Origin of the sequence: Streptococcus sp. 1001283B150225_161107_H12 (assembly GCF_015552665.1) — a bacterium.
In the GTDB taxonomy this organism is placed as follows: domain Bacteria; phylum Bacillota; class Bacilli; order Lactobacillales; family Streptococcaceae; genus Streptococcus.
In genome coordinates, this window is sequence record NZ_JADNFC010000006.1 from 17,735 (window position 1) to 37,694 (window position 19,960).

20 protein-coding genes are annotated in these 19,960 nt (G+C 44.3%); 18 read left to right on the top strand and 2 right to left on the bottom strand.

Annotated features, from left to right (window positions below; genetic code table 11):
• Nucleotides 1–7: 7 nt before the first annotated feature.
• Entirely contained in the window at nt 8–1,021 is a 1,014-nt protein-coding gene (locus I2C87_RS08355) for a GBS Bsp-like repeat-containing protein (protein WP_195324589.1), read from the bottom strand.
• 185 nt (nt 1,022–1,206) lie between these two features.
• On the opposite strand from I2C87_RS08355, the gene purD reads away from it, so the two are divergent.
• The 6 genes from purD (at nt 1,207) to purB (ending at nt 6,876) form a co-directional block, all read left to right on the top strand.
• Nucleotides 1,207–2,469 (top strand): phosphoribosylamine--glycine ligase, encoded by a 1,263-nt coding sequence (gene purD, locus I2C87_RS08360; protein WP_195324591.1) that lies wholly within the window; start codon nt 1,207–1,209, stop codon nt 2,467–2,469.
• Between the two features lie 194 nt (nt 2,470–2,663).
• On the top strand, nt 2,664–3,152 hold the full coding sequence (gene purE / locus I2C87_RS08365) for a 5-(carboxyamino)imidazole ribonucleotide mutase (protein WP_195324593.1): 489 nt from the start codon (nt 2,664–2,666) through the stop codon (nt 3,150–3,152).
• Complete coding sequence (purK, locus tag I2C87_RS08370; RefSeq protein WP_195324597.1) at nt 3,139–4,230, top strand: 5-(carboxyamino)imidazole ribonucleotide synthase; 1,092 nt, start codon at nt 3,139–3,141, stop codon at nt 4,228–4,230. The genes purE and purK overlap by 14 nt, the downstream gene beginning before the upstream one ends.
• Nucleotides 4,231–5,181: a ketopantoate reductase family protein gene (locus I2C87_RS08375; RefSeq protein WP_195324599.1), complete on the top strand. Its 951-nt coding sequence runs from the start codon at nt 4,231–4,233 to the stop codon at nt 5,179–5,181.
• 8 nt (nt 5,182–5,189) lie between these two features.
• Nucleotides 5,190–5,417, top strand: coding sequence for a hypothetical protein (locus I2C87_RS08380; RefSeq protein ID WP_024054861.1), 228 nt, complete (start codon nt 5,190–5,192; stop codon nt 5,415–5,417).
• 160 nt (nt 5,418–5,577) lie between these two features.
• Nucleotides 5,578–6,876, top strand: a complete 1,299-nt coding sequence (gene purB, locus I2C87_RS08385; RefSeq protein WP_003002393.1) for an adenylosuccinate lyase — start codon at nt 5,578–5,580, stop codon at nt 6,874–6,876.
• A 237-nt stretch (nt 6,877–7,113) separates the two neighbouring features.
• Here the strand turns inward: purB and I2C87_RS08390 are convergent, their stop codons facing one another.
• Nucleotides 7,114–7,830, bottom strand: coding sequence for a GntR family transcriptional regulator (locus I2C87_RS08390; protein ID WP_006595289.1), 717 nt, complete (start codon nt 7,828–7,830; stop codon nt 7,114–7,116).
• Nucleotides 7,831–7,962: 132 nt separating this feature from the next.
• Between I2C87_RS08390 and I2C87_RS08395 the strand changes: the two genes are divergently transcribed.
• The 12 genes from I2C87_RS08395 to I2C87_RS08450 all read left to right on the top strand — a co-directional run bounded on the left by I2C87_RS08395 (nt 7,963) and on the right by I2C87_RS08450 (nt 19,666).
• Entirely contained in the window at nt 7,963–9,750 is a 1,788-nt protein-coding gene (locus I2C87_RS08395) for a glycoside hydrolase family 35 protein (protein ID WP_195324601.1), read from the top strand.
• Nucleotides 9,747–10,223, top strand: coding sequence for a PTS system mannose/fructose/N-acetylgalactosamine-transporter subunit IIB (locus I2C87_RS08400; protein WP_023027469.1), 477 nt, complete (start codon nt 9,747–9,749; stop codon nt 10,221–10,223). The genes I2C87_RS08395 and I2C87_RS08400 overlap by 4 nt, the downstream gene beginning before the upstream one ends.
• Nucleotides 10,224–10,262: 39 nt before the next feature.
• Nucleotides 10,263–11,177, top strand: coding sequence for a PTS mannose/fructose/sorbose/N-acetylgalactosamine transporter subunit IIC (locus I2C87_RS08405; protein WP_195324604.1), 915 nt, complete (start codon nt 10,263–10,265; stop codon nt 11,175–11,177).
• Nucleotides 11,164–11,985, top strand: coding sequence for a PTS system mannose/fructose/sorbose family transporter subunit IID (locus I2C87_RS08410; protein ID WP_195324606.1), 822 nt, complete (start codon nt 11,164–11,166; stop codon nt 11,983–11,985). The genes I2C87_RS08405 and I2C87_RS08410 overlap by 14 nt, the downstream gene beginning before the upstream one ends.
• 11 nt (nt 11,986–11,996) lie before the next feature.
• Nucleotides 11,997–12,401, top strand: a complete 405-nt coding sequence (locus I2C87_RS08415) for a PTS sugar transporter subunit IIA (RefSeq protein ID WP_195324608.1) — start codon at nt 11,997–11,999, stop codon at nt 12,399–12,401.
• A gap of 97 nt (nt 12,402–12,498) precedes the next feature.
• On the top strand, nt 12,499–13,662 hold the full coding sequence (locus I2C87_RS08420) for an SIS domain-containing protein (protein ID WP_195324619.1): 1,164 nt from the start codon (nt 12,499–12,501) through the stop codon (nt 13,660–13,662).
• Nucleotides 13,663–13,689: 27 nt separating this feature from the next.
• The gene (locus I2C87_RS08425) at nt 13,690–14,730 is read left to right on the top strand and encodes an aldose epimerase family protein (protein ID WP_195324621.1); all 1,041 of its coding nucleotides are present in this window, start codon (nt 13,690–13,692) and stop codon (nt 14,728–14,730) included.
• A gap of 545 nt (nt 14,731–15,275) precedes the next feature.
• Entirely contained in the window at nt 15,276–16,274 is a 999-nt protein-coding gene (gene ruvB / locus I2C87_RS08430; protein ID WP_045760104.1) for a Holliday junction branch migration DNA helicase RuvB, read from the top strand.
• A 6-nt stretch (nt 16,275–16,280) separates the two neighbouring features.
• Nucleotides 16,281–16,847, top strand: coding sequence for a nucleotidyltransferase family protein (locus I2C87_RS08435; protein ID WP_195324623.1), 567 nt, complete (start codon nt 16,281–16,283; stop codon nt 16,845–16,847).
• A 118-nt stretch (nt 16,848–16,965) separates the two neighbouring features.
• Nucleotides 16,966–17,388 (top strand): low molecular weight protein-tyrosine-phosphatase, encoded by a 423-nt coding sequence (locus tag I2C87_RS08440; protein ID WP_129270557.1) that lies wholly within the window; start codon nt 16,966–16,968, stop codon nt 17,386–17,388.
• 57 nt (nt 17,389–17,445) lie between these two features.
• A complete protein-coding gene (locus I2C87_RS08445; protein ID WP_195324625.1) occupies nt 17,446–17,859 on the top strand; it encodes a hypothetical protein in 414 nt (137 codons plus the stop codon).
• Nucleotides 17,849–19,666, top strand: coding sequence for an acyltransferase family protein (locus I2C87_RS08450; protein ID WP_195324627.1), 1,818 nt, complete (start codon nt 17,849–17,851; stop codon nt 19,664–19,666). Before I2C87_RS08445 ends, I2C87_RS08450 begins: the two co-directional genes overlap by 11 nt.
• Nucleotides 19,667–19,960: the final 294 nt, after the last annotated feature.

Sequence of the window (19,960 nt, forward strand, 5' to 3'; positions counted from 1 at the left end):
GAATTCCTTAATTTGGATAGATATAGCTGACCGTTCCCCAGACAATATTCGTGGGGTCAAACCAGCCACGGAAATTGTTGATGGTCCGATTTCCATTGTAATTAGCTTCCTTCACTTGGATCTTTTGATCATGTTCGACCTCCGTCACGACTGCAACGTGGCCATAGCCTCCATTATCCCAACAGGCGATAGCTCCGACCTCTGGGGTGTTTCCTGTCCGGAAGCCCGCAACGCGTGCACTAGCTGCCCACATACCACCGTTACCCCACCAGTTTTGTGACCAAGGAGCCAGCTCTTTGGCTGCCCAGGTACATTCGCCGACGGGATAGTAATTATCCGGTTGAGTGACCAGTGGAGCAGGTTTAGCCCGCTCGACCTGAAATTCAGTGGCAAGTAAACCTTTTAAGTGCCCCTTGTCTTTTTGGTAGACGTGGAGATGAAAGGTTCCTTTCCCTGTATGTTTCTCTGCATTGAAGGATAATTGGTAGCGACCAGGTGCCGTTCTTTTTGCGGGATACCAGATCAGGTCGTCTTGGCCATCTTGTTCAGACCAGATGGGAAAGAAGACCTCCTCCACATCTTCAAAAAGCTGGAGTTGGATCTCAAATAGCTGTGCAGTGCTAGGTCGGACGGTAATCTTGGGTTGGGAAGAAGCCAGGTCTTTTTCCTCAACGATTGTCTGTAGAGGAAACAGTCCTTCAATATTTCCGTAAGAATTGATCCCGTAGACATGGATGTGATAAAGTCCAGCTTGATCCAAATGATTGGTCAGAGGTACTTGCAAGTCAAACCCATTTTCTCCTCGTTGGACAGGATACCAAATGAGGTCGTCCTGGCCATTTTGCTCGGACCAAATGGGGACGCTAACGCTTTGGAAGCGGTCTGGAATGGTCCCGAGGTGGACAACTAATTGTCCCTTTTCTTTGTAGATGTAATTGACGTTTTGGTCTGCTCTTGCAACTTGTGAAGCTCCTGCCCAGAAAAGACAAGCTGCTAAGAGTAGTTTCTTTATTCTCTGCATAAAACTCCTTTTTTAAAAAATATTAGAGGTCTCAATTATAATATTCGTAAAAAGGAGCAGAAATTTAAAAAATAATGAAAAAAGTTTGTTTTCTAATGAAAATCATCGGATATTCCTTGAAATATTAGAATAAAGCGAACGATTATGATATAATTTAATAAAATAATTCGCAAAAGAGGTTCGAGATGAAACTTTTGGTTGTTGGATCTGGCGGTCGTGAGCATGCGATTGCCAAGAAGTTGTTGGAGTCTACAAACGTTGAGCAGGTTTTTGTGGCTCCTGGTAATGACGGGATGCGATTAGATGGTCTGGATTTGATCAATATCGGAATTTCCGAACATTCTAAGCTGATTGACTTCGTAAAAGTCAACGATATTGCTTGGACCTTTATCGGTCCAGATGATGCCCTTGCGGCTGGTATCGTGGATGATTTCAATGCGGCTGGACTCAAGGCATTTGGTCCGACCAAGGCTGCGGCTGAGCTGGAGTGGTCTAAGGATTTTGCTAAGGAAATCATGGTCAAATACGGAGTTCCGACAGCAGCCTATGGGACATTTTCAGATTTTGAGGAAGCCAAGGCCTATATCGAGGAGAAAGGTGCTCCAATCGTCGTCAAGGCAGATGGTTTGGCCCTTGGTAAAGGTGTGGTCGTTGCGGAGACAGTTGAGCAAGCAGTTGAAGCCACTCACGAGATGCTTTTGGACAATAAATTTGGGGACTCAGGTGCGCGTGTGGTCATCGAGGAATTCCTTGATGGAGAAGAGTTCTCTCTCTTTGCCTTTGTCAATGGGGACAAGTTCTACATCATGCCAACAGCTCAGGACCACAAACGTGCCTACGATGGTGACAAGGGTCCTAACACTGGTGGGATGGGGGCCTATGCGCCAGTTCCTCACTTGCCACAGAGAGTGGTTGACACAGCGGTTGACACTATTGTCAAGCCAGTTCTTGAAGGTATGATTAAAGAAGGACGTCCCTACCTTGGTGTCCTTTACGCGGGGCTAATCTTGACAGCTGATGGCCCGAAAGTCATCGAGTTCAACTCTCGTTTTGGAGATCCTGAAACGCAAATCATCTTGCCTCGTTTGACATCTGACTTTGCACAAAACATCACTGACATTTTGGATGGCAAAGAGCCGGCCATCACTTGGACGGACAAGGGTGTGACATTGGGCGTGGTTGTAGCCTCAAACGGCTACCCACTCGCTTATGAGAAGGGTGTCAAGCTTCCAGCCAAGACAGATGGTGACATCATCACTTACTATGCTGGTGCCAAATTCGCTGAAAACGGGCAAGACCTCCTCTCAAACGGAGGACGCGTTTATATGCTAGTCACAACAGCAGATACTGTCAAAGACGGCCAAAACATTATCTACAACGAACTCAACAAACAAAACACAGAAGGCTTGTTCTACCGTACGGATATCGGTAGCAAGGCGAATAAATAATTAGCGACCGTAGGTCGTAAAAGGCGAGCGAAAGCGAGCTAGTATAGAATAATTGTCGCAGTAGTGGAACTCCTAGTAGCTTTGCTACTAGGAGCGGGAAACTGGAGACTCGGGCTCCAGTTTTAGTAATGGAACGCCCCAGGCGGTCGCTTACGTCCGCACTACAATAGACGATTATCAAAAAAGGAGAAGAAATGAAACCAGTAATTTCCATTATCATGGGCTCAAAATCCGACTGGGCAACCATGCAAAAAGCTGCTGAAGTCCTCGACAACTTCGGCGTCGCTTACGAAAAGAAAGTTGTTTCCGCACACCGGACGCCTGACCTCATGTTCAAACATGCGGAAGAAGCACGTAGCCATGGTATCAAGGTCATCATCGCGGGTGCAGGTGGGGCAGCCCACTTACCAGGGATGGTCGCAGCTAAAACAACCCTTCCAGTTATCGGGGTACCCGTCAAATCACGTGCCCTTAGCGGTGTGGATTCACTTTATTCCATCGTTCAGATGCCAGGTGGCGTGCCTGTCGCAACTATGGCGATCGGTGAAGCAGGAGCGACTAACGCAGCCCTCTTTGCCCTCCGTCTTCTTTCAGTAGAGGATCAAGCTATCGCGACAGCTTTGGCAGATTTCGCAGAAGAACAAGGAAAAATCGCAGAGGAGTCTACAAATGAGCTCAACTAAAACCATTGGGGTCATCGGTGGTGGCCAGCTCGGTCAGATGATGGCAATCTCAGCTATCTACATGGGGCACAAGGTTATCGCACTGGACCCAGCAGCTGATTGCCCAGCCTCTCGCGTGGCGGAAATCATCGTGTCCCCTTACGACGACGTAGATGCTCTTCGTCAGTTGGCAGATCGCTGTGATGTTCTCACTTATGAATTTGAAAATGTGGATGCTGATGGTTTGGATGCTGTTATCAAAGAAGGACAGCTCCCACAAGGGACCGATCTACTCCGCATCTCTCAAAATCGCATCTTTGAAAAGGACTTTCTCGCAAACAAGGCACAAGTTACTGTAGCACCATATAAGGTCGTAACTTCTAGCAAAGACTTGGCAGATATCGACCTGTCTAAAAACTATGTCCTCAAGACAGCGACCGGTGGTTACGACGGCCATGGTCAAAAGGTTATTCGTTCAGAAGCAGATTTGGAAGAAGCCTATGTACTAGCTGATTCAGCAGACTGCGTTTTAGAAGAGTTCGTCAACTTTGATCTTGAGATTTCAGTCATCGTGTCTGGTAATGGTAAGGACGTGACAGTCTTCCCTGTTCAGGAAAATATCCACCGCAACAACATTCTTTCAAAGACCATTGTGCCTGCTCGCATTTCTGAAAGTCTAGCTGAAAAAGCCAAGGCCATGGCGGTGCGAATCGCAGAACAACTTAACTTGTCTGGTACACTTTGTGTAGAAATGTTTGCGACGGCTGATGACATCATTGTCAACGAAATCGCGCCACGTCCACACAATTCAGGGCACTACTCAATCGAAACCTGCGACTTCTCACAGTTTGACACCCATATCTTGGGCGTTCTCGGAGCACCACTTCCTGCTATTCACCTCCATGCGCCTGCAGTTATGCTCAATGTACTTGGACAGCACGTCGAGGCAGCTGAAACATATGTGACAGAAAATCCAAGCGCTCACCTCCACTTATATGGTAAACTAGAAGCAAAGCACAACCGCAAAATGGGACATGTGACCTTGTTTAGTAGTGAACCAGACAATGTAGTTGAGTTTGGGAAAGGGATTGATTTTTAAGTGAAAATAGCGATTCTAGGACTTGGAGTCATCGGGACTACTTATGCCTACGCCTTTCAAAAAGCAGGCCATCAAGTGGAACACGTACTGAGAGATAGTAAGAAAAGCACTGCTCCGAAGGAGTTGTCGGTTGATCTACTAGATGGTCGCTATCATTCCAAAGGTGAAAACAAACACGACACCTATGAGGTTCATGTGGCGGAAGCTGATTCGGAATATGATTTTATTTTTCTAAGTGTACGTCATGGTTTTGTCAAAGAAGCCGTGGAAACCTTGCGAAAAAATAATATCAAAGGCACCCTCGTTTTCTTCTGCAATTTCTGGAATACACGAAAAGATGTCCAAGAGTGGGCAGGAGATTATGACTATATTCTGGCCTTTCCGACAGCTGGAGGTCACATGCAGGAGGACCATTTGGATGGTGTCTTGTTCGACCATTTAATGCTAGAAGGTGAGCAAAAAGCACACATTTCTAACTATTCTGATTTGACGACTTTGCTGACTTCTGCAGATTTGAAGTGGGAAGTGCCTCATGATATGGTCGAGTGGATTTGGATTCACATGGCGATTAATGCGGGTGTTACTTCGACAGCTGCACGTTCAGGGAATCTGGAAAATCCAGAAGAATTGGCTTTGAACTTGATGAATAGTTCTTCGGAATTATCATTAGCCATTAAGGCCATTCGGGAAGCTTTGAAAGTCGTAGAAGCGTGTGGGGTGAATTTGAAGCTTTACAAAGCCGAACTCTTACCTTATAAAATTCCCGCTTGGATTGCCGGAAAAGCCATGAAAGTCATGTTTGCTAAAAATGAGCTGACCCGAAAAATCATGACCTTGCACAATGATAAACAGGACATCTTCTATTGTTGTCAGAGTGTCTATCAGACCGATCAAGAGTTAGGTGTGAAGATGCCTATTCTGGAAGCAAATATGAAGGGGATTTCTTTTTAGGAGGTTTTATGATTCAACTCATTGTCAACGCATTTGTTGAAAAAGAAAAGACTGGAGCAGTCGTCGAAGTCTTGTATGCTAGTAGTGATCATGAAAAAGTGAAAGCTAAGTATGAAGAGCTAGTTGCACAATATCCTGAAAACTATTTAGCCATCTATGATCTACCGTTAGATACGGATTTGAACACACTGGATCATTATCCATCTGTGTGGATTGGGAAAGAAGAATTTGAATAAAACGACTTTTGTTCGTTAAACGGATGTTTCACGCCGTGGGGAAAGCGTAAGCGACGGAAATCTTGAGACTAGAGGCTCAAGATTTAGTCATGAGATTCCGCAGGAAGCTGCTGACGTCCGCCCCACATAAGTGAAACATCAAAAGAAAGGAAAAGAAAACATGATTGATAGATATAGTCGCCCTGAAATGGCGAACATTTGGACTGAAGAAAATAAATACCGTGCTTGGCTTGAGGTGGAAATCTTGGCTGACGAAGCATGGGCTGAATTGGGAGAAATTCCTAAGGAAGATGTGGCTTTGATTCGTGAAAAAGCGGATTTTGACATCGACCGTATTCTTGAAATCGAGCAGCAAACTCGTCACGATGTGGTTGCCTTCACACGTGCGGTTTCTGAGACTCTTGGTGAAGAGCGTAAGTGGGTTCACTATGGTTTGACTTCTACTGACGTGGTGGACACTGCCTATGGTTACCTCTACAAACAAGCCAACGACATCATTCGCAAGGATCTTGAAAACTTCCTCAACATCATCGCTGACAAAGCGAAAGAACACAAGTTCACTATCATGATGGGTCGGACCCACGGTGTGCACGCTGAACCGACAACTTTTGGTCTTAAATTGGCCACTTGGTACAGCGAAATGAAACGGAACATCGAGCGTTTCGAGCATGCGGCTGCTGGTGTGGAAGCTGGTAAGATTTCTGGTGCGGTTGGTAACTTTGCCAATATCCCACCATTCGTTGAAAAATATGTCTGCGACAAACTCGGTATCCGTGCTCAAGAAATCTCTACACAGGTGCTTCCTCGTGATCTTCACGCTGAGTACTTTGCAGTTCTTGCGAGCATCGCAACTTCTATCGAGCGTATGGCGACTGAAATTCGTGGTCTTCAAAAATCAGAACAACGTGAAGTGGAAGAGTTCTTTGCCAAAGGTCAAAAAGGGTCTTCAGCAATGCCTCACAAACGTAACCCAATCGGTTCTGAAAACATGACAGGTCTTGCGCGTGTGATCCGTGGTCACATGGTAACAGCTTATGAAAACGTAGCCCTTTGGCACGAACGGGATATCTCTCACTCATCAGCTGAGCGGATCATTGCACCAGACACAACCATCTTGATTGATTATATGCTCAATCGTTTCGGAAACATCGTTAAGAACTTGACAGTCTTCCCAGAAAACATGATCCGCAACATGAACTCTACATTTGGTTTGATCTTCAGCCAACGTGCTATGCTGACTTTGATTGAAAAAGGCATGACGCGTGAGCAAGCTTACGACCTTGTTCAACCGAAGACTGCCCAATCATGGGATAACCAAGTAGACTTCAAGCCACTTCTTGAAGCAGATCCAGAAGTGACATCACGCCTCACTCAAGAAGAAATCGACGAAATCTTTAACCCAACTTACTACACCAAACGGGTGGATGAAATCTTCGAACGCATCGGTTTGGGTGACTAAAGCCCTTTATAGACTTGATTAAAAAAAGACAAATATCTGAAGATATTTGTCTTTTTCTTTACCAATATTAGGTGCTCTAGACCCTGAATTTATCATAATAAATTTTGACTGATTAAACTATTTATAGGAAGTCTATCACTAATTATAGATTATTCGTTTTACATGTTTTAGGAACTATTTTTTCATGCTATAATTTGTATCATAAAAGTCTGAGGCCAAACCCCAGACTTTGAATGATCAATGATCACGATCACAAGAGATAAATTTGATTTTATAGTAGTCGCCGCGTTTATAGGTTTCGCTATATTCGAGAATTTGACCGGTCGCTTCCAATTTTGTCGTCTTCACTTGACGGACAGTTGGGAAGTTTTCATCGATATTCAACACAGAAGCGATTTTGCTTGGTGTTGGAAATACAATATCATTGATTTCTTCAAAGTGTTCATCATTCATATGAATATGATAATCTTCTTTGAAGCGATCATAAATCGAACTATAGTAATCTAAGCTCGGATAATTTGGGTTAATATATTGCTCTGGGACATAGGTCTGGTGGTAGATATAGGTATCTTCACCAATATGACGGGTCCGATCAATCTTATAATAGAATTGAGTCGGAGCGAGCCCTAGTTTATCCAAGATGTTCAGCGCGTTGCCACGCTTAATAGAGAGAACTTTTACGGTCGCTTTTTGGATAGGGAAGGTTTCAACGTCTGAAAACTCAACCAGCTTGTGTTTTCTAGCGCGCGAAACAAAGGTTCCTTTTCCTTGTTGGCGGACGATGTATCCATCGCTAGCCAAATCGTTCAAAGCACGAACAACAGTAATCGAGCTAACATTATAAATCTTAATCAGCTCGGCTTCTGTGTAAAATTTATCTCCATTTTCGAATTTGCCTGAGATAATTTGTTGCTTCAAATCATCTTTGATGTGTTGGTATTTTGGGATTGCCATGTACTTCACCTCTTCTTTCGGATATCCCTTGTTAATATTATTTTAACATATTTTTTTAAAAGTTGTTGACATTTTTTTATTAATATATTATATTAATAAATGAAAAGGGTTTCTTAGAAGGAGGTTCTCAGTATGGGGGCATTTGAAATCCGTGAAGATTTTTATTTAAATGATCAACCTTTTAAGATTTTATCTGGTGCAATTCATTATTTTCGGATCAATCGTGAGGATTGGTATCATTCCTTATATAACCTAAAAGCTCTAGGTTTTAATACTGTTGAAACCTATGTTCCATGGAATGCTCATGAGCCACAAAGAGGCCACTTTCACTTTGAAGGGAATTTGGACCTGGAGCACTTTATCCAAGTAGCTCAAGAGTTGGATCTGTATGTGATTCTCCGTCCATCACCGTTTATTTGTTCGGAGTGGGAATTTGGGGGCTTGCCAGCCTGGTTAATCGAAGAAGACCTTCGGATTCGTTCATCAGATCCAGCCTTTCTCGAGGAAGTGGCTCGCTATTACGACGATCTCCTGCCACGTGTGGCCAAGTACCAATTGGATCGTGGGGGCAATATCCTCATGATGCAGGTCGAGAACGAATACGGCTCTTACGGCGAAGACAAAGCCTATCTTCGGGCGATCAGAGATCTAATGATTGAGCGGGACATTACCTGTCCACTCTTTACTTCTGATGGACCTTGGAGGGCGACTCTTCGAGCAGGGACTTTGATTGAGGATGGACTCTTTGTAACCGGTAATTTTGGTTCGCGAGCAAATTATAATTTCTCTCAGATGAAAGAGTTCTTTGCGGAGCATGACAAAGAGTGGCCGCTCATGTGTATGGAATTTTGGGATGGCTGGTTCAATCGTTGGAAAGAACCCATCATCAAGCGAGATCCAGAAGAGTTGGCAGAAGCAGTCCATGAGGTCTTACAAGAAGGCTCTATCAATCTCTACATGTTTCATGGTGGGACCAACTTTGGATTTATGAACGGCTGCTCAGCACGAGGGACCGTGGATCTCCCGCAAGTAACATCCTACGACTATGACGCTCTCTTAGATGAGCAGGGCAACCCGACACCTAAGTACTATGCAGTCAAGCAGATGATGGCGACCTACTATCCAGAGTATCCACAGATGGATCCGCTTGTGAAGTCGAGTTTATCTGAACGAACATTGGAGTTGACCAAAAAGACTAGTTTGTTCGGCAATTTAAACGAGATTGCTCAAGTCACAGAAAGTCTTTACCCACAAACCATGGAAGAAATCGACCACCCATTAGGCTATCTGCTCTATGAGACAGAAGTGGAAATGGATGCAGAAGAAGAGCGCTTGCGTATCATTGATGCGCGTGATCGGGTACAGGTGTATGCCAATGATCAGTTGATTGCCACTCAATACCAAGAAGAAATCGGTCAAGATCTTTTTTTAAACGGAAAAAAGAAAACGATTACAAACTTAAAACTCTTGATCGAAAACATGGGAAGAGTCAATTATGGGCACAAACTCTTAGCGGACACCCAGCGAAAAGGAATCCGAACAGGGGTTTGTATCGATCTTCATTTCAAGCTTCATTGGAAACAATATGCGCTTGATTTTAGCCAGCTGGATCGCTTGGATTTTTCGAAAGAATGGCAAGAAGGTCAACCAGCTTTTTATCAATTTGCTTTTCATCTAGATCAGGTTGAGGATACCTTCCTTGATCTGACTGGATTTGGAAAAGGGATCGTTCTTGTAAATGGCCACCATATCGGTCGTTTCTGGGAAGTCGGTCCAACACTCTCCCTCTACATCCCTCATGGTTTTCTCAAAGATGGGGAAAATGAGATCCTCGTCTTTGAGACAGAGGGCACTTGGAAGGAGACCTTGAAACTTGTTTCACAACCTACATTCAAAGAAGTAAAGGGGGAAAACTTATGACTATTGTAGGATGCCGTATCGATGGACGTTTGATCCACGGGCAGGTAGCCAACCTTTGGACTACCAAACTAAATGTTTCACGTATCATGGTGATCGATGATGAAGTCGCTCAAAATGATATCGAAAAAAGTGGCTTGAAACTAGCGACACCACCTGGTGTTAAGCTTAGTATCTTGCCAGTGGCAAAGGCTGCAGAAAATATCTTGGCTGGAAAATATGACAGCCAACGTCTCTTCATCGTAGCCCGCAAGCCAGACCGCTTCCTTGGTTTGGTAGAAGCAGGTGTACCACTTGAAACCTTAAACGTAGGGAACATGTCTCAATCAGATGAGACTCGTCCGATTACTCGTTCGATCAACGTAGTGGATGCCGATGTGGAAGCTTTCCACAAGCTAGCTGAAAAAGGAGTTAAGTTAACTGCTCAAATGGTTCCAAATGATCCAGTTGAAGACTTCTTAAAGTTGCTCAAATAGTTTATAAATAAAAAAGAAAAATTTTAGGAGGAAATTGTCATGATACAATGGTGGCAAATTTTACTACTTACTTTGTACTCAGCTTATCAAATCTGTGATGAGTTGACGATCGTTTCATCAGCAGGATCACCAGTCTTTGCTGGTTTCATTACAGGACTTGTCATGGGAGATTTAGGAACAGGTCTCTATATTGGAGCAGCTCTTCAATTGACAGTACTCGGTGTTGGTACTTTTGGTGGAGCTTCTCGTATCGACGCGACTTCTGGTGCCGTTCTTGCAACTGCCTTCTCAGTAGCAGGAGGAATCAAACCAGAAATTGCGATTGCAACGATTGCAGTTCCGGTAGCAGGTCTCTTGACTTATGCAGATATCCTTGGTCGGATGAGTACAACTGCCTTTGCACACCGTATTGATGCGGCGATTGAACGCTTTGACTACAAAGGAATTGAACGCAACTACCTTCTCGGTGCTCTTCCTTGGGCTCTTTCTCGTGCCCTTCCAGTCTTCTTAGCTCTTAAGTTCGGTGGGGCTTATGTTCAATCTATTGTAGACTTTGTTGAACAATATAAATGGATTGCGAATGGTTTGACACTTGCAGGACGTATGCTTCCAGGTCTTGGATTTGCGATCTTGCTTCACTACTTACCTGTGAAACGTCACCTTCACTATCTTGCTCTTGGTTTTGGCTTGACAGCAATGTTGACAGTACTTTATGGAAATGTCCAAAGTGTTGGTAATGCCGTTTCAGCAATGCTTGGAACAGATGCTTTTGCAAAACTTCCAAAAGAACAAATGGTTGCCTTCACAAACAACTTCAAATCTGTATCTATGATCGGGGTTGCCATCATTGGTATCTTCCTTGCAGTGCAACACTTTAAAAACAGCCAACGTACGGTTGTAGCTGCTCCAGCAAGCAATGTAGAAAGCGGGGAAATTGAAGATGACGAATTCTAAGAACTACAAACTCACTAAAGAGGATTTCAAACAAATCAACAAACGTAGCCTCTTCACCTTCCAATTGGGTTGGAACTACGAACGGATGCAGGCTTCTGGTTACCTTTACATGCTTCTTCCACAATTGCGGAAAATGTATGGAGACGGTACTCCTGAATTGAAAGAAATGATGAAATTGCATACGCAATTCTTCAATACTTCACCATTCTTCCACACTATTATCACTGGTTTTGATTTGGCCTTGGAAGAAAAAGATGGTGTCAACTCTAAAGATGCGGTGAACGGGATCAAGACAGGTCTCATGGGACCATTTGCCCCTCTTGGAGACTCTATCTTTGGGTCTTTGGTTCCAGCCATTATGGGATCTATTGCAGCAACAATCGCATCACAAGGTCAACCATGGGGGATTTTCCTTTGGATTGCGGTAGCGGTAGTCTATGATATCTTCCGTTGGAAACAGTTGGAATTTGCTTATAAAGAAGGTACCAACTTAATCAACAACATGCAAAGTACCTTGACAGCTTTGATCGAAGCGGCTTCTGTTCTTGGTATCTTCATGGTCGGTGCCTTGATTGCGTCTATGATCAATGTCGATGTATCATGGATGCCACACATCGGGGACAAAGCTATCGATATCCAAGACATGCTTAACTTGATCTTCCCACGTTTGGTTCCAGCTATCATCACAGGTGCGATCTACTGGTTGCTCGGACGTAAGGGTATGAACTCAACCAAGGCTATCTTGTTGATTATCGTCGCAGCTATTTCCTTCTCTGCCTTTGGTCATTTCTTCTTTGGAATGGAATAATGGAGTAAGGTATGGCAAAACACCTAGTATTGGTCAGTCATGGTCGCTTCTGTGAAGAGCTCAAAGCCAGTACAGAAATGATTATGGGACCACAAGACAACATTCATGCCGTGGCCCTCTTGCCAGAGGAAGGTCCTGAGGAGTTTACAGCCAAGTTTGAAGCCTGTGTTTCAGACTTTGAGGACTACATCGTCTTTGCGGACCTTTTGGGAGGGACTCCTTGTAATACGGTTAGCCGTCTGATTCTTGAAGGGCGTGCCATTGACCTCTATGCAGGGATGAACTTGCCAATGGTAATTGAATTTATTAATAACAGCCTGGTCGGAGGAGAAGAAGCTTATCCAGCGCGTGCACAAGAAAGCATCGTGAAGGTTAATGATCTCTTGTCCAGCTTTGATGACGACGAGGATGAGTAAAATACGATAGCGAAAACCGCTTGAACATTCGGAATGGGGCTGGGACAATTGTCTCGGCCTCTTACCGCTTATAAGGCGAGTAGAAAAGAGGAGAAGCATGCTAGATTATACAAAAGAAGAACTGCTGGAACTGGGGGCTGAGATTACGACGCGCGAAATTTACCAGCAACCAGAAGTTTGGAAAGAAACCTATCGTCTCTATCAAGAGAAAGCAAAAGAAATCCAAGAGTTTTTGGAGGCTATTGGGAAGCGTCATGGCTACATCAAGGTCATCTTGACAGGGGCAGGGACTTCAGCCTATGTGGGGGACACCTTGGTTCCGTATTTGCAGGAAGTGCACGATGAACGCCACTGGAATTTCCAATCCATTGCGACGACCGATATCGTAGCGCATCCGCAAACCTACCTCAAAAAAGAAGTGCCGACTGTCTTGGTTTCCTTCGCACGAAGTGGCAACTCGCCTGAAAGTGTTGCGACCGTGCAACTGGCCCAAAACTTAGTCGATGAACTTTATCAGATCACCATTACCTGTGCAGCAGAAGGAAAACTGGCCCAGCAAGCCCACGGAGATGAGCGCAATCTCTGGCTCTTACAGCCGAAAGAAACCAACGATGCCGGCTTTGCTATGACCTCCAGCTTTACCTCTATGCTTTTGACAGCCCTCTTGGTCTTTGATCCAAGTGAGGAAGAAATCAAGGCAAAACGAGTAGAAGAACTGATTCACCTGTCAGAGCAAGTCTTGGAAAAAGATAGTGAGGTCAAGGAAGTTGTAGATTTAGATTTCGAGCGTGTCATCTATCTGGGGGCAGGACCTTTCTTTGGGCTAGCTCACGAAGCTCAGCTCAAGATTTTGGAATTGACTGCCGGTAAAATCGCGACCATGTACGAGAGTCCTGTCGGCTTCCGTCACGGACCGAAATCCCTTATCAATGACCAAACTCTCGTCTTGGTATTTGGCTCCATTGATCCTTATACGCGTCAGTATGATCTAGATTTGGTTGGAGAAGTAGCAGGGGATCAGATTGCCCGTCAGGTCGTCCTCTTGACGGACCAAGCTGCAGGTATTGAGCAGGTACGAGAAGTGTTAGTAGAAGCTTCTGCAGACTCACTAGATATCTACCGTGCCTTCCCTTACATTATCTACGGTCAATTGATTTCTCTCTTGACTTCGCTCAAGGTTCAAAACCGCCCAGACACGCCATCACCAACTGGAACAGTCAACCGTGTTGTACAAGGAGTGGTGATTCACCCTTTTCACTAGAATGAATGATCTTGGAGGAGACAACTTGTGAAACACTATCAAAAATATCTATTTGGTCAACTGGACGGCCAAGACGTAGAAGCTTATCGCCTCGAAAATGACCTGGGTTATCAATTGTCTGTCATGACCTATGGGGCGACGATCTTAGAGTATGTGACGCCTGACAAACAGGATCAATTCGCTAATATTGTATTGGGCTTTGACAATTTTGATGCCTATGTCGGCAATAGCCCCAAGTATGGAGCCGGTATTGGCCCAGTCGCGGGTCGGATCGCAGGGGCCAGCTTTGAGCTCAATGGTCAAACCTATCACTTAGAAGCCAATAATGGTGCCAACTGCAACCACAGTGGATCGACTGGCTGGGACAGCGCCTTGTTTAGCGTGGAATCCGTGACAGACCAAGAAATCACCCTGTACACAGAGCGTGCAGATGGTACCGGTGGTTTCCCTGGAAATCTCAAGATCTGGGTGACCTATGGCTTGACGGAATCAGGGGAGTTGGAAATCAGCTATCGAGTAGAAACGGACCAAGATACTCTAGTTAATCCGACCAACCACAGCTATTTCAACCTATCGGGCAACTTCACTCAGCCGATTAATGATCATGTCTTTCAGATCAACCATCAAGGGCTTTACCCTATCCATCCCGACGGTGTCCCTATTCACACTGTGGACAAAGAAAGTCCGATCGTTCAGCATCTCTACCAAGCTATGCTCTTAGAGGATCTCTTTAAGGATTCGGATCCGCAAATCCGCCTGGTAGAAGGCTTGGACCATCCTTTCGCTCTGCCAGAAGGGCATGAGAATGCAGGCTTTCTTTACCATCAGCCATCTGGACGTTTCTTGACCTTCAAGTCAGAGGCTCCCGCCTTGGTGGTGTATTCTGCTAACTTTGTGGATGAAACGGTTTATCTGGAAGGAAAACCAATGGTTCAGCATAATGGCTTGGCCTTAGAATTCCAAACCGTACCAGATGCCATTCATAGCGACCAAGCTGAAAAGGTTATCTTGAGAGCGGGTCAAGTCTTCACCAGCAAGACTAGCTACCATGCCATTGCTAAGAAATAATGAGGACAGGGGAGTGGCCAAACAAGGATGTGAAATCTTTGCTTGGAACCTCCTCTTTTTTTGAAAAAAATTTAAAAAATGACTATAAGGAAACTTTAAGCTTCCCGTCGTATACTAATACCATCATCAAAGACCTCCTAACTTTGAATGATAAAACTCCTAAAACTTTTTCATAATAATCTCCCTATAAGAGCCACCAAAACCGGTGGCTTTTTTTTCTACGTACCTTTACGAGCATCAGCGAGTTTAGGTACGTTGACGCAGTTTGAGCGGAGCGAAAACTACGTTCCTTATTATAATGGTGAAAGCAGTCAAATAGGGACGTAGACGAGCTTAGGAACATTGACGCAGTTCGAACGGTAGTGAGAACTACGCTCCTTATTTTTTACGAGCATCAACGAGTTTAGGTACATTCCTTAAATAGAAACAAGGTAGTTTAAGAGGGGAATCGATTCCCAACAGCCAACAATCAATAATTAGTGATATATTGGATAGAATATGATTTTAAATCATCAGAGGCATCATTTTTTGCTATAATAGACTGTATGAGTAGAATTTTAGACAATGAAATCATGGGCGATGAAGAGGCCGTTGAACGGACGCTGCGCCCACAATATTTACATGAATATATTGGTCAAGATAAGGTTAAAGACCAGCTAAAAATCTTTATTGAGGCAGCCAAGCTTCGGGATGAGGCGCTGGATCATGTCCTTCTTTTTGGCCCTCCAGGGCTTGGGAAAACCACCATGGCTTTTGTCATTGCCAATGAACTGGGTGTCAATCTCAAGCAGACTTCCGGTCCTGTCATTGAAAAGGCTGGTGACTTAGTAGCCATCCTTAATGACTTAGAGCCGGGCGATGTCCTCTTTATCGATGAGATCCACCGTCTGCCTATGTCAGTCGAAGAAGTGCTATACAGCGCCATGGAAGATTTTTACATCGACATTATGATTGGTGCTGGCGAGACTAGCCGGAGTGTCCACCTGGATCTTCCTCCTTTCACTCTGATTGGGGCGACGACTCGAGCTGGGATGCTGTCCAATCCCTTGCGCGCTCGCTTTGGGATTACGGGGCACATGGAATACTATGAGCAAGATGATCTGACAGAGATTGTCGAGCGGACCGCCGAGATCTTTGAGATGGAGATTACCCACGAGGCTGCCGAAGAGCTTTCTCTTCGTAGTCGGGGGACTCCTCGGATTGCCAACCGTTTGCTGAAGCGGGTGCGTGATTTTGCCCAGATTATGGGCGACGGCTTGATTGACGACACCATTACAGACAAGGCCCTCTCTATGCTGGATGTGGACCATGAAGGTCTGGACTATGTCGATCAAAAGATTCTGCGGACCATGATTGAGATGTACGGAGGAGGCCCAGTTGGCCTTGGGACTCTTTCGGTCAATATTGCTGAAGAGCGAGAGACTGTAGAAGATATGTATGAGCCTTACTTGATTCAAAAAGGCTTTATCATGCGGACCCGGACAGGGCGCGTGGCGACCCGCAAAGCTTATGAACACCTGGGTTATCCCTACAATGGAGACTAGAAGAAAATGCTGACGGAAGAAGCGATAGTAGAGCAAATCCAAGCGGATCAAGAGATGATGACAGTCTTGGCTATTATTCGAGATCTCAACCTGGCAGATGCCTGGTTAGCAGCGGGTGCTGTGCGCAATTTTATCTGGAACCAGCTTTCTGGCAGACCAGGGTTTGACGCGTCGACAGATCTGGATCTGGTCTTTTATGACCCTACGATTAGCTATGAGGAGACTCTCCAGATCGAGCAGGAATTAAAGAAGACCTATCCCCAGTACGCTTGGGAAGTCAAAAATCAAGTCTACATGCACCAACATAGCCCAGGGACGGCCCCTTATCATAGTGCCTGTGATGCGGTTTCTAAATACCCCGAGCAGTGTACAGCTCTTGCAGTTTGCTTAAGGAATGATGGTCAGCTAGAGCTCTTTCTCCCCTATGGGACAAGGGATATCGAAGACTTCATCGTTCAGCCAACTCCACATTTTTTAGCTAGTCCCGAGCGTTTGGCAGTTTATACAGAGCGTATGCGGAAGAAAGATTGGAAACGAAAATGGCCAGCCCTTCAGATCATCCTGCCTAAATAAAAAAAGAAAGTCAGCCCACCTCAATGGTGGACAGGCTTTTTTCATCTTGCCTCAAAATTATAATTTTAGCAGATTATATTTTTCTCACATTCTGTTATAATAGAAAGGAGGTGCTGTCATGAAGAAAATTGTATTTGTGTGTTTAGGAAATATTTGTCGGAGCCCCATGGCAGAGTTTGTCATGAAGGATTTGACCAACCAGTATGAGATTGAGAGCCGTGCCACTTCTAACTGGGAGCACGGGAACCCTATTCACCAAGGGACTCAAAAGATTTTTCGCAGTCATGGCGTGCCCTATGATGTGTCTAAAACATCCCTTCAAATCAGTGACCAAGATTTTCATACCTTTGACCTGATCTTAGGGATGGATGAAAACAATGTGGCTGACCTCAAACGAATGGCACCGCCTGGAACAGAGCATAAGATTCATCTCTTTGCAGGAGAAAGTGTTCCAGATCCATGGTACACAGGAGATTTCGAAGAGACCTATCGCCGTGTCCTAGCTGGTTGTCAAGAGTGGTTGGAACGATTAGAAGATTAGTTTCGGACTGGCTCCTTAAAGGACTAACCGGCTGAAGATAAAAAGAATGAACAGAGTATGGAAAAAATAAAAGAATTATATGAGACCTATAAGGTCTATGTTACGAGAGAGAATATTGAACGCTTGTCCTTGGGGATCGTTGTTCTGTCTGCTTTGTGGGTATTTCTTTCCTCCATTCCTTTCGGAGGTGTGTTGACCCTCGATAAGGGAGCTATTCGCTACGACGGAAGTGTCGTCCGAGGCAAGATGAATGGCCAAGGGACGGTGACTTTTGAGAACGGGGACACCTACAAGGGCAATTTTGTCAATGGGACCTTTAGTGGTTATGGAACCTTTACAGCCAAGGCTGGCTGGAAATATGAAGGTGAATTTGTCAATGGCCAACCAGAAGGCCAGGGAACCTTGACGACAGAACAAAATGTCGTTTATAAGGGAACGTTTAAACAAGGAATTTATCAAAATGCGAATTAAATGGTTTTCATTGGTACGGATAACGGGACTTCTTCTCGTTCTTCTCTACCATTTCTTTCAAAAAGTTTTTCCTGGTGGATTTATTGGAGTCGACATCTTCTTTACTTTCTCAGGATTTTTGATCACGGCTCTTCTGATTGATGAGTTTGCCCGTCATCAAAAAATTGATCTCAAGGGCTTCCTTCGACGACGCTTCTACCGGATTGTCCCTCCTTTAGTCTTTATGGTCTTGCTGGTCATGCCTTTTACCTTCTTGGTCAGACGAGACTTTATTGCTGGGATTGGGACGCAGATTGCAGCCGTCTTTGGATTTGTGACCAACTTCTATGAGATGTTAAGTGGCGGAAGTTACGAAAGTCAGTTCATCCCCCATCTGTTCATTCATACTTGGAGTTTGGCTCTTGAAGTTCATTACTATGTCCTCTGGGCGCTCTTGGCTTGGTTTTTGGGTAAAAAAGCTAAATCAGTTGGCCAATATAGAGGCTATATCTTCCTATCTTCGACAGGTCTCTTTTTGGTGACTTTCCTGACCTTCTTTGTCGGAGCGCTGGTCACCAAAAATTTGTCCAATGTCTACTTTTCTAGTATCGCTCACGTCTTTCCTTTCTTTGTGGGGAGTGCTTTAGCGACAGTGACAGGGATTACAACGACCAGCCCAAATCTTACTCAATTAGTGAAGAAGCTATCTCTACAGAAGACGTTAGCGATTTTAGCGGGTGCTTTTCTAGTTTTGTTGGTCTTGACCTTTATCCTTCCCTTTGATAGTGTTTGGACCTATTTATTTGGCTTTTTAGTAGCAACTCTTGCTGCATCTGTGATGATTGTGATGACGCGTGTCCTCCATGAAAAGACACCGAATCAGAAAGAACCAGCAATGATTACCTTTATTGCAGATACCAGTTATGGGGTTTATCTCTTCCACTGGCCATTTTACATCATCTTTTCTCAATTAATGACCAATGGCTGGGCTTCTCTACTAACAGCGCTTGTATCCTTTAGTCTTGCTGCCTTGAGTTTCTATATTATTGAACCAACCTTGGCTGGACGTGAACCGAAGATTTTTGGGATCTCGATGGATCTCAGAAGTTTCACGAAACCACTCTTTTACAGCGCGATTCCCTTGACCTTGCTCATGTTTGGGATTGCACTCTTTGCGCCACGCGTCGGAGCCTTTGATGAAAACCTGATTACCGAAGGGCTTCGTCAATCCGACAGCAAGATGCAGATCACGCGTGCCCAAGTTGACAATGCTTCAGCGACTTCCTACAATGTATCAGATGGCGTGACCATGATCGGGGATTCTGTAAACCTCCGGGCATCAGATTATCTGAAACAAGTTCTGCCAGATATCCAATTAGATGCTTTGGTGAGCCGCAATCTGGACTCAGGCTTAAAAGTATATGAAACAGATATTGCCAATAGAGTCTTACTCAAGAACGTGGTAATCGCACTTGGAACCAACTCTTCTAATAATTATCAAGAATTGTTGGATAAGTTTGTTCAAGAATTACCAAAAGGACATCGCTTAATCTTTGTGACCCCATATGATGGGCGTGAAGCCAATGATAGCAATAGCGTTACCGTTCAGACTCGACAGTATCAGCTGGAATTGGCTAAAAAATATGACTATGTCTATGTAGCAGACTGGTACCAAGTGGCTGTCGATAATCCAGAGATTTGGGCTGGAACGGATAATGTCCATTTTGGTTTAGAATCAGATGGTTCCATCGATGTTGGAGGAAACCTGTATGCCAACGTCGTGAAAGAAGCAGTTGATCAAGCCAATCAGGGGCCGGTTAAACCGTAAAATTTACTATATGATTTAAGCAATTTTCACTTGAAGAAAATTGCTTTTTTTAGTAAAATTAAGAAAACGCTTACAAAAATTGCGTGAAAATATTTGTTTGTGAAATTGAAGTGCGTTCTCAAAAAATTCCTTCAATTTTTTCTTGAAAATACTCCTGTATAGAAGGAGAAGGAGGGTTCATGGAAAAAAGTTAAAAAAATCTTTGTGAAACTATTTACAAATTTTCTAAAATAGAGTACAATAATATTGTGAAAAAATTAACAAATCGAAATTTCTTACACTATTCTTGAAAGT

Coding starts and splice junctions, on each gene's coding strand:
- ruvB (WP_045760104.1), top strand. CDS start 15,276: ATGAGTAGAATTTTAGACAATGAAATCATGGGCGATGAAGAGGCCGTT.
- I2C87_RS08450 (WP_195324627.1), top strand. CDS start 17,849: ATGCGAATTAAATGGTTTTCATTGGTACGGATAACGGGACTTCTTCTC.
- I2C87_RS08415 (WP_195324608.1), top strand. CDS start 11,997: ATGGCAAAACACCTAGTATTGGTCAGTCATGGTCGCTTCTGTGAAGAG.
- I2C87_RS08400 (WP_023027469.1), top strand. CDS start 9,747: ATGACTATTGTAGGATGCCGTATCGATGGACGTTTGATCCACGGGCAG.
- purB (WP_003002393.1), top strand. CDS start 5,578: ATGATTGATAGATATAGTCGCCCTGAAATGGCGAACATTTGGACTGAA.
- I2C87_RS08435 (WP_195324623.1), top strand. CDS start 16,281: ATGCTGACGGAAGAAGCGATAGTAGAGCAAATCCAAGCGGATCAAGAG.
- I2C87_RS08440 (WP_129270557.1), top strand. CDS start 16,966: ATGAAGAAAATTGTATTTGTGTGTTTAGGAAATATTTGTCGGAGCCCC.
- I2C87_RS08380 (WP_024054861.1), top strand. CDS start 5,190: ATGATTCAACTCATTGTCAACGCATTTGTTGAAAAAGAAAAGACTGGA.
- I2C87_RS08420 (WP_195324619.1), top strand. CDS start 12,499: ATGCTAGATTATACAAAAGAAGAACTGCTGGAACTGGGGGCTGAGATT.
- purK (WP_195324597.1), top strand. CDS start 3,139: ATGAGCTCAACTAAAACCATTGGGGTCATCGGTGGTGGCCAGCTCGGT.
- I2C87_RS08355 (WP_195324589.1), bottom strand. CDS start 1,021: ATGCAGAGAATAAAGAAACTACTCTTAGCAGCTTGTCTTTTCTGGGCA.
- I2C87_RS08405 (WP_195324604.1), top strand. CDS start 10,263: ATGATACAATGGTGGCAAATTTTACTACTTACTTTGTACTCAGCTTAT.
- I2C87_RS08445 (WP_195324625.1), top strand. CDS start 17,446: ATGGAAAAAATAAAAGAATTATATGAGACCTATAAGGTCTATGTTACG.
- purD (WP_195324591.1), top strand. CDS start 1,207: ATGAAACTTTTGGTTGTTGGATCTGGCGGTCGTGAGCATGCGATTGCC.
- I2C87_RS08390 (WP_006595289.1), bottom strand. CDS start 7,830: ATGGCAATCCCAAAATACCAACACATCAAAGATGATTTGAAGCAACAA.
- I2C87_RS08395 (WP_195324601.1), top strand. CDS start 7,963: ATGGGGGCATTTGAAATCCGTGAAGATTTTTATTTAAATGATCAACCT.
- purE (WP_195324593.1), top strand. CDS start 2,664: ATGAAACCAGTAATTTCCATTATCATGGGCTCAAAATCCGACTGGGCA.
- I2C87_RS08410 (WP_195324606.1), top strand. CDS start 11,164: ATGACGAATTCTAAGAACTACAAACTCACTAAAGAGGATTTCAAACAA.